This window comes from Candidatus Electrothrix sp. (assembly GCF_052785085.1).
On sequence record NZ_JALAAI010000131.1, the window covers coordinates 1 to 10033 of the forward strand.

Annotated in this window: 8 protein-coding genes; 2 read left to right on the forward strand and 6 right to left on the reverse strand. The window is 48.3% G+C overall.

Going from position 1 to position 10033, the window contains the following annotated elements; genetic code table 11:
- Positions 1–164 precede the first annotated feature (164 nt).
- The 3 genes from L2082_RS16295 to L2082_RS16305 form a co-directional block, all read right to left on the reverse strand.
- The gene (locus L2082_RS16295; protein ID WP_446009711.1) at positions 165–908 is read right to left on the reverse strand and encodes a hypothetical protein; all 744 of its coding nucleotides are present in this window, start codon (positions 906–908) and stop codon (positions 165–167) included.
- A complete protein-coding gene (locus L2082_RS16300) occupies positions 895–2304 on the reverse strand; it encodes a sugar transferase (RefSeq protein ID WP_446011971.1) in 1410 nt (469 codons plus the stop codon). The genes L2082_RS16295 and L2082_RS16300 overlap by 14 nt, the downstream gene beginning before the upstream one ends.
- Positions 2305–2493: 189 nt before the next feature.
- Positions 2494–2835 (reverse strand): STAS domain-containing protein, encoded by a 342-nt coding sequence (locus L2082_RS16305; RefSeq protein ID WP_446009710.1) that lies wholly within the window; start codon positions 2833–2835, stop codon positions 2494–2496.
- 586 nt (positions 2836–3421) lie between these two features.
- Between L2082_RS16305 and L2082_RS16310 the strand changes: the two genes are divergently transcribed.
- A complete protein-coding gene (locus L2082_RS16310) occupies positions 3422–4708 on the forward strand; it encodes a cyclic nucleotide-binding domain-containing protein (RefSeq protein ID WP_446009709.1) in 1287 nt (428 codons plus the stop codon).
- Positions 4709–4915: 207 nt separating this feature from the next.
- The gene (gene purL / locus L2082_RS16315) at positions 4916–8713 is read left to right on the forward strand and encodes a phosphoribosylformylglycinamidine synthase (RefSeq protein WP_446011972.1); all 3798 of its coding nucleotides are present in this window, start codon (positions 4916–4918) and stop codon (positions 8711–8713) included.
- A 201-nt stretch (positions 8714–8914) separates the two neighbouring features.
- Here purL and L2082_RS16320 read toward each other — a convergent pair whose 3' ends face one another.
- The 3 genes from L2082_RS16320 to L2082_RS16330 all read right to left on the reverse strand — a co-directional run bounded on the left by L2082_RS16320 (position 8915) and on the right by L2082_RS16330 (position 9948).
- On the reverse strand, positions 8915–9355 hold the full coding sequence (locus L2082_RS16320; RefSeq protein WP_446011973.1) for an HNH endonuclease: 441 nt from the start codon (positions 9353–9355) through the stop codon (positions 8915–8917).
- On the reverse strand, positions 9330–9581 hold the full coding sequence (locus L2082_RS16325) for a hypothetical protein (protein ID WP_446009706.1): 252 nt from the start codon (positions 9579–9581) through the stop codon (positions 9330–9332). Before L2082_RS16325 ends, L2082_RS16320 begins: the two co-directional genes overlap by 26 nt.
- A gap of 160 nt (positions 9582–9741) precedes the next feature.
- Positions 9742–9948 carry a type II toxin-antitoxin system Phd/YefM family antitoxin gene (locus L2082_RS16330; protein WP_446009705.1) on the reverse strand — a complete coding sequence of 69 codons (207 nt, stop codon included), beginning with the start codon at positions 9946–9948 and terminating at the stop codon, positions 9742–9744.
- Positions 9949–10033 lie beyond the last annotated feature (85 nt).

A 10033-nucleotide genomic window follows, 5' to 3' on the forward strand; every position in this document is an offset into this window, starting at 1 on the left:
GCCCGGAACCGAGACAACAAAGAATATATGACGCTCTTGGCCTGCCACATCATCCTGGCAGGATTATCAAGAGGACGATTCCGGCAAAATAAAAATTTGTAGTGCCATAGGAATAGTCAAAAAATAAACAACTTGTTGTTTTTGCATAACTTTGACTTTTTATGTCACGAACTTGGGCTAAGAGGAAGCATAATAAAGAGTACATCCACTCTGTATTTTGAAATATGATCCTCTATATTATCAAGGGAACGGAAGAGTAAGGGTGCATCACACTGTTTCCTCAAAATATCCCGGCGGATATTGTCGTCAGCGTATCCTATCAAAAAATATTTTTTTATCGGGGTGTTCATTTTTTTAGCAAAAGCAAGAGAGCGCTCATTCACTCCTACAATAAGAGCATGAGGAAGATCATCCTGTTGCCGAAAATTACGATTGAAACGTAGAATAGCTGTCCCGACTATTCTATAGATAACAAATATTCCTATCCATGCCCCCAGTGATATCAAAATATTTTGTAGCAGCAAAAATCTGTTGTTCAAAAGAAAGTCAAGTATACTTAATAAAAGGAAAAGACAGCCCAGCCCCGCAGTAATTGAAACGAGCATACGCAAGGCAAAGCTCTTCAGGTCATCGTCCATTATTATTGAATACTGATACATCCCCATACTCTTCAATATAACATTCCAGAGCCATAAAGAAAGAGGGAGCATAATCCATTGGCTCATAGATAATCCTTGAGTATGGATACAATCACTCAGGAAAACTCGAGTAGTATCAAGAGAACAAAATATCTTTCCGGGAATCGTTATTTTGTCCAGAAGAGCAAGAGACAGAAAAAGCAACAAGGCACCGTCTATCCATTGAAACGCCTTTTCAATAATTGCGATTTTAAAATCAGTTCGATCCATATCCCACAAGACGTATTAATCTTTTTTTAAGAAATTTTATTAAAATCTTACAGTCGGTCAAGAACCCCCGGCAGGCAATGTAATCAAGTTCAACCTGGATATATTCTTCCAGGGAAACCGCACCTTCTTTTAGAATAGAACGAGGCGAGATAAGGCCCGGTTTGACCATGAAGCGGCGTTGGTCAAGCATCTTATTGTCTTTGTAGTATGCATATGTCTTTTGCATATGCTGCGGCACAGGTTGGGGACCTATAATACTCATATCACCCAGAACAATATTCATCAGACGAGGTATATCTCGGATCCCTCTTTTTTGCAGAAAAGTATTAGCCCCCCGCATTTCTTTAAACTGGACCATACTGAAAGGTTTTTTATTGAGACCTATATACACCTTCAGGGCAAACGGCCAATGGAAAAAATTCAAGCCCCATGCCACGAGAAAAAGAGGAGTAAAAAAAAACAATGCACAAAAAGCGATGATTTTCTCCACCAGAAACGTGGTACTGACCTGCACCTCCTCCTCTGCACTGGGTAGCGTCGAGTCAGCTGTGAAATATGAGAGGTCACCCTCAATATACTCACTATACTGAAATTTTCCCTTTTCAAAGGTAAAGAGATCGTTGAGCACCCGAACAGTAAGGCCCATATCTACAGAATATTGAATAATACTTTTAATCTCATCATAAAAACTTCTTACGGGAAGTGTAAGAAAAATTTCATCTACACTGTGGGTTCTAATATAATCCGCCACCTCTTGCAGAGAACAGACCACGTTGAGTGCTTCAGCGTGTTGAGCATCTTCTTCTGCAAGATTATCAGCAAAGCCTAAAAGCTTATACCCTGAGTCTTTGCGCCTGAGATTTTCAGCCAAAGTATGAGAGCGGATATTCAGTCCTCCAACAATCAAAGCGTGAGATAATGGCTGCTTAATATCTTTTTGTCGGAGAAGCAGTGCAATTACTATCCTATACGGGAGAAAGAGAAGCAACAAAACTCCCAGCCAGACAAAAGTGGATTGTATCGTATCAAAATAAAAAAGACTCCTTCCTTTTTTTGAAAGATCGAAAAGGAGCATAGTTAAATTGATAAGGTAAATAGATACGATAGTGATCCCCCAACCCAAAGTCACTGCTACACAATTCCTTGTGATAATATCTTTCCATGCTTCTTGATATAGGGTTAATGAGTGCTCCATATGCATGAAAGAAAAAATACTTTTCCAGAGAGATATAAGGAGTACAAGTATTCCTCCTTCCCATAACTGTATTGATGCAATGTCGGGGAAAGCAAATCCTCTCTGTCCGGTACAGACGAGAAAAAAAAGAATCAGCAGAACAACATCAATCCATTGAAGGATGGTGTCAGGAAAATATTCTGATGCATGTCGATATACCATATATCTTCAGCTCTTCTTGTATACGTTAAGGAAGGGTTCATAACGAATGTACAAAAGAGATGAACAAATGGCAAGATGTTAGCTCAACAAGGGGGAAAAGAGGTGAGAGCTTTTGACTATCAGGCTACAGGTCATTCTTCCGCACAAGCCTGACAGTCTTTTCGTGTTTGCGATATAATGTTGACTTGTTCAGGCCGCATTTTTAAGTTCTCGCGACTCCTGCTGAAGCATCTCAAGTGCGGCGGTGACAGAAGGGTAAAGAGACAGGAGTGTATGAACACGAGTCAACTCCATAATTCTCCGCACATTCTCCTTAACTCCGCAAAGGAACATTTTTGTCTCGCCCCGTGTGCTGTTTACAGCGGCAATAATGGCTCCCAGTCCTCTGCTGTCTATAAAATTGACACCGGTTAAATCTATTAGAACTGCATCGTTCTCCGTGTTCACCTGTGCCAACTTTTCACGAAAGATGCTAGCGCAACTGCTATCTAAGCGACTCAAATCGTCAAAAGAAATCACTGTATATTTCATAAGATGCTCCTTTTTTACCTTATTGATAACTTTTCTCTCTATAATTATAATAAATGACGCGACAAAAAAGTTCAAGTTTTTATACTGCAAATACCATTATTTTATTTTATTGCTATAACAAGAAGGTAAGAACAAGCCCGCCTGCATATTTCTGTTCGTTTTTTACATCTGAGACAACCGTTTTATGTCATTATATTTAGTCTTGTAAGTCTGCCAAAATTATGCCACACTTAAAAATGAAATACATTCCTTTTAACGTTGCTTTCTCCTAATGCATAATAATTTTCATTCGGGCATACTTCATGTAACCAAGATAGAGCTGATATTTTTCAACAAATGCAACAATTTGTTATTATAGCATTAATCCGACAAGATCTCACATTATGGCGTTATTATGTATATAATCATAATATTGTTGCTTGAGATGGAACTCAACTCTTCTGGAAAGTGTCGACTGGCAAATAAAGCAACCTTTATTCGTCATGTTTCTTGCCCAAACTTAAAAACAACAGTATACTTTTTACCCACTTTCTTTCTTTTACCTGGGTATTTTTTACCGGGTTAATATTTTTCATGGGATAACTGAATGAACAAGTACTGTGTTATCACTGCTGATAATATGCTGTTTCAAAAGGTATCCGAGAGTATTATTGCGTCAGATATCCATAAGCATCTTACACTCGGTAATATTGGCTGTTTCTCAGAAGCTGTTGAGTATATCAATACAGAACTCCCGGACATTGTGTTGATAAACTTTTCAGACGCAGCTATGGACTGTTTTGCTCTGCTGGATATGATGATGAAGGATCAGTGGCTTCTCAATACCGGCATCATTGCTTTTTCAAAATGCACAGAGGACACCAGGCACCTTGAAGCCCTTCAAAGTGCGAATCTTATTGTTGTCTTAGAAGAGGCACAAATTAAATCTTCTCTGCCCAAAATATTCTCTATAATTTTACAAAATCGTCGCATCCTCTTCCAATGCGGATTGGGGATGGATATAATGGAAAATATTTCAGGATCATTCAGACTGGAGAATGATCCTCTGGAAGTTACGTCATATGCCAACCTTATTGCAAACTTTTTGTTTAATGCAAAAAAAATAGACAGTGAGGGTAAATTCAATCTTCAGCTTGTCCTTACTGAAATGCTTATGAACGGTGTTGAGCACGGCAATTGCGCGATAGGATTTGACACAAAAAAAAAATGGCTTGAGAGTGAAAAATCCATAAAGAAACTGATAGAGCAACGTAATCAGCAACCGGATATTCTGAGAAAACATGTCTGCTTCGATTATACACTCACACCCAGGAAAGCATATTTCTCTATTACCGACCAAGGAAAAGGCTTTGATTGGCATGCAATCATGGAACGTATAGAACAGCAGGGAATCGTATCTTTGCATGGACGGGGAATAGTGATGGCGCAAAATGTAACACAAAATCTCGCATATAATAACAAAGGAAATACCGTGACATTTCAATTTTCCTATGGCACTGAAAAAGTACAACTTGTTCCGGCTCTTTTCCAAAACATAGAACCGCGTAAGATTGAACAGGGGGAGACAGTCTTTCACCAGGGGGAATCAAGCAGCTCCCTGTATTACATAGTCAATGGTTATTACGATATTATTGTTAACGAAAAAATTATTTCCTGTTTAAACTCTGACGACATCTTTATGGGTGAGATGTCTTTCTTACTCAACAATCAGCGTAGTGCAACTGTACGGGCCAGAACAAAAGGACAACTCATTAAGATATCAAAGAAAGAGTTTGTTCAGGCAATTAAAGAGAAACCGCATTATGCACTTTTTTTGACCCGCCTTCTTGCGCAACGCATACATCGTGGAAATCACTTTGAACGGGAAGAATGATCGGCACCTAAATGCTAATCAGTTAAAATAAAAGCCAGAAAAAAGCATCACATTCTTGAACACTCGGAACCATTGACAATGTTTCCTCCCCCATGTTATCGTTCCTGTTCTCTTCAATCCATCGAACATACGACCAACAGCAAGGAACCTTGCCAAGCCAGTCACCCTTGAAAAACATCCACTTGATCCGCAAGCAAAGGATAACCCATGACCATCACCCGCTTTTACCGCCGCATCGACACAACCCGCGCCTATTGCTTTAATATAGAATCCTCCCGTGCCCTGACCGACCAGGAACTGCATCAGCTGCGCCTGCTACTGGCTGACGGTTTCCTGTCTGACACAGTTTCCCAAAGCCCGATCCTGGAAGGCGAGCGAGTCATTGAGGTCGGGCCGAGGCTCAACTTTGCCACAGCCTGGTCCTCCAACATGGTCTCCATCTGCCAGGCCATCGGTCTGGACAGCGTCAGTCGGGTGGAGCGATCCCGCCGTTACCTGGTACCGGAGGGCGAGGACATGCATGCCTTTATCGCAGATCATCATGACCGGATGACCGAATGCCCCTACCCGGAGCCGCTGACCACCTTTGCAAGCGGGGTGGAGCCGGAACCGGTCTACGAGGTCGATCTCATGGGTAAGGGGACGAATGCCCTCCTCAATCTGCCGGGCATCTCGATGGATGAGCGGGACCGCAACTTCTACTACGAGTATTTTGTGAAGAAGCATCAGCGCAATCCCACCATTGTCGAGATCATGGATCTCAATAACGCCAACTCCGAGCACTCCCGGCATGGCTATTTCGGCGGCAAACAGGTGGTGGACGGCGAGGAGCAGGAAGGCACCCTGTTTCAGGTGGTCAAAGATACCCTGAAAGCCAACCCCAAGGGATCGCTGGTGGCCTTTAAGGATAACTCCAGCGTAGTGGCTGGACATGAGATCAGCACCCTGCTGCCAAGGGAGCCGGGTCAACCCTCGCCTCTGCAAGCAAACAAGGCTGTTTATCACCCCCTGCTCACTGCCGAAACCCATAACTTCCCGACGGGCGTGGCCCCTTTTCCCGGTGCGGAGACCGGCACGGGCGGTCGTATCCGCGACGTGCAGGGCACGGGTAAAGGCGGTTTTGTCATGGCGGGCACTGCCGGTTACTGTGTAGCCAATCTGCACATCCCCGGCTATGACCTGCCCTGGGAAGAGCAATACCCTTGCCCCACCAACCTCGCCTCGGCCCTGACCATAGAGATTGAGGCCAGCAACGGGGCCTCGGATTATGGCAATAAATTCGGCGAGCCACTGATCCAGGGCTTTACCCGCTCCTTTGACCTACGCCTGGACAACGGCGAACGCTGGGGCTTTCTCAAGCCGATCATGTTCACCGGCGGTATCGGTCAGATTGATGACCGGCATACGGAAAAGGAAAAAGAGGAAAAGGGTATGCTCATCGTTCAGGTGGGCGGCCCGGCTTATCGGGTCGGCTTTGGCGGCGGGGCTGCCTCTTCCATGCTTCAGGGCGAGAATGCCGAGGAACTGGACTTCAATGCGGTTCAGCGCGGCGATGCCGAGATGGAACAGAAGATGAACCGGGTCATCCGGGCCTGTAACGAGATGGGTGACAAGACCCTGATTGAGGTCATTCATGATCAAGGCGCAGGCGGCCCGGCTAATGTGCTCAAAGAGCTGGTGGAGCATTCCGGCGGGCGGATCGAGATCCGCAGGATCCGGGTCGGCGACCCCACCATGTCGGTGCTGGAGATCTACGTGGCCGAGTACCAGGAGCGCAACGGCTTTCTGATCAGCCCGGAGAATATCGAACAGTTCCAGGCTCTCTGTGAGCGGGAAAAGGTGGGCTGTGAAGTCCTGGGCGAGGTCACCGGTGATCTGCGTTTCATCGTCCATGATGAGCAGGACGGCACCACCCCGGTGGATGTGGAACTGAACGAGGTGCTGGGTGATATCCCGCAAAAGACTTTCACCGACAATCGTGTAAGGGCTGACCGTAGGGGCGGTTCGCGAACCGCCCCTACAGCATCTGTCCGCGATCACCTCCGCAATGTCCTCCGTCTGGTCTCGGTCGGGTCCAAACGCTTCCTGACCAACAAGGTGGACCGTGCCGTGACCGGCCTGATTGTCCAGCAGCAATGCTGCGGCCCGCTGCAACTGCCTATGGCGGATGTGGCCGTGGTGGCGCAGTCTCATTTCGGCCTGACCGGCGGGGCCACGGCCATCGGTGAGCAGCCGATCAAGATGCTGGTTGATCCGGCAGCCGGGGCCAGAATGGCCGTGGGTGAAGCCTGGACCAATCTGGTCTGGGCCGGGATTGACGACCCGGACCAAGTGAAATGCTCGGCCAACTGGATGTGGGCGCCCAAGCTGCCCGGCGAAGGTGCGGCCATGAACGATGCGGCCCGGGCCATGCGCGATGCCATGATCGCCACGGGCATGGCCGTGGACGGCGGCAAAGACTCGCTCTCTATGGCGACCAAGGTCGGCGAGGAAACCGTGAAATCTCCCCGCCAGCTCGTCATCTCCGCTTATGCGGCCATGAGCGATATCCGCAAGGTCATCAGCCCGGATATTAAAGAGCCGGGTTCGGCCCTGCTGCTCATCGACCTGACACCGGGCAAGGCGCGACTGGGCGGTTCTGCCTTGGCCCAGACTCTGGGCAGTCTCGGCGATGCAAGCCCGGATATGGACGATCCCGCCCTGCTGCGACGAGCCTTTGCCGCCGTGCAGGATCTGATTGATCAGGGGCTGATCCTGGCCGGACATGACCGTTCCGACGGCGGATTGATCACCACGGTGCTGGAAATGGCCTTTGCCGGCAACTGCGGTCTGGAAATGACAATGCAGGGAAAAGCCGAGACCGTCCCGGCCCTGTTTCATGAAGAGCTGGGCTTGGTGCTGGAATGCAGACAGGCGGATATTGCGCAGGTCAGACATCTTCTCGGCAAGGCCGATGTGCCCAACCGCCTCTTGGGAAACACGACTGCGGCGCAACAGATTCATATCCGGTATAACGGACAGCCTGTCCTGAATGAGGACATGCGCGTCCTGCGGCAGGAATGGGAGGAAACCGGCTATCAGCTGGAACGCCTCCAGATGAACCCGGCCTGTGCTGATGCGGAAAAGGCGGCCATCTACGACCGCACAGCCCCGGCCTATCACCTGCCCTTTCAGCCGGAACCTGCGCCCCCAACCCTGCTCACCGCCACCAATAAACCCAAAGTGGCTATCCTCCGCGATGAGGGATCCAACTCGGACCGGGAGATGAGTTCCGCCTTCTACGCTGCGGGCTTCGAACCCTGGGATATCACCATGACCGACCTGCTGGCCGGGCGCATCGACCTGGAGGGCTTCCGGGGTATTGCGGCGGTGGGTGGTTTTTCCTATGCCGACGTGCCGGAATCGGCCAAGGGCTGGGCAGCGACCATCCTCTTTAATGAGCGGCTCAAGACTATGTTCGACGACTTCTACAACCGGCCTGACACCTTTACCCTGGGTATCTGCAACGGCTGCCAGTTGTTCGGGCTGCTGGGCTGGGTGCCCTGGCAGGGCCTGACCGCCGAGGCGCAACCCCGCTTCATCCATAACGACTCAGGCCGCTTCGAGTCCCGCTGGACCACGGTGCGGGTGCAGGACAGCCCGGCCATCATGCTCCAAGGCATGTCCGAGTTGGTCTTTGGTATCCATGTGGATCACGGCGAGGGGAAGCTGCATTTCCCGGATGCGGCAGTGCGGGCTGAGGTCATCGGAAAAAATCTGGTACCGCTGGTCTACACCGACGACAGCGGCGCAGCCACGGAGCAGTATCCCTTTAATCCCAACGGTTCCCCGGACGGCTTTGCCGGACTCTGCTCGCCGGACGGTCGCCATCTGGCCATGATGCCCCACCCGGAACGGGCCTTCCTGCCCTGGCAATGCCATTGGCTGCCGCAGGAGATGCGGGGGCTGGAGGTATCGCCGTGGTTGCAGATGTTTCGGAATGCTTATGAATGGTGTGCAAGGTAGATTGTTGTTGTGACTACTTTTTACGATACAGCCGAGTGTGCAGAGATACAAGAAGGTCTCGGTTCATCAGGTATATGATACCGACTAGGTTGGGATACGCCTGGGGGATATACTGAGTGTCGGAGGCATTATTTTTCCTGCTGCTTCTCGGCCCATTCCAGCACCTGATCGAATTTGCTTTGGCCGGGGGGAGGGAGGAGATCACAGGAGCTTCATTGTGGCTAAGGAAGGATATCTGCCCGAATCAATCAGTGATTCCCGTTCGAGAATTCTTTCGTCAGTATTGAACAGCAAAATTTTTGCTGTTGCTTCACCGATAGAAGTCAGTGGTCGGATAATATAACTGTCCAATCGGAAATGTTCCGCCCATCGGTCCCGCCTCGGATTATAGAACGGGACAAACTCTTCACTGTTGAGAACAGAGCCGACATCGCTGCCCTTATGGCGGTTGCAGAAGGCGCATGCGTAAGCCAGATTATCCGCATCTGACGTACCGCCGTGCTTCAGGCTGATAATATGGTCTATCTCGCAACCCAGGTAGGTGTCGTCTTCGTGGATCAGACAGTATTCGCAGAGGTATTCAGCACGTTCCACGACAAGCTGCCGTAGATCGGGATTAATGTATCTGCTTACTGGAGGCATATTTCCGTGCTCGTGCCTTTGCTAATCGCATCAGATGTTCGAGTTGCATATAATGGTCAAGTTCAGAGGTCTCTTCATGGGTAAGGCCTCTTGTCTTTTCAAAATACAGAAGGTCTCTTACTCGTTCTCTGACAGCACCAGAGGGCTTGAAGGAAGCGACAGCGTCAGGGCTTGTTCCTGATGCTATGAAATCGACCACTTCTTCATAGGCTTTTAATGTATGCATAATTCACCATTTTTTCTTTGGAGTATTGAAGGGGTACGTATAATGAAAGATACACTGTGAAAGGTGAGGATGCAAGAAAGGGTTTTAGGTTCTTGTTGTTGGGGAAGTATCGAGTTATATCCATCCTGCTGCTTCTCGGCCCATTCGCTTAAAGACCAGTTTAAAGGTCATCAATATCCACCTCAATTTCTGGTTGACCTTCCCGCTCCCGGACAATTTCGGTAAGTTCAATGTCTTCCAATCTGTCCATGAGCCGTTCATACATCTCGGCAGGAACTGCATAGAATGCGGGTTCGTCGTGATTGAGGATAACAACCGGGGCACCGTGACCCTGTTGCAGGACAGCCATAGCCCAAGTTCGTGACATAAAAAGTCAAAGTTATGCAAAAACAACAAGTTGTTTATTTTTTGACTATTCCTATGGCACTACAAATTTTTATTTTGCCGGAATC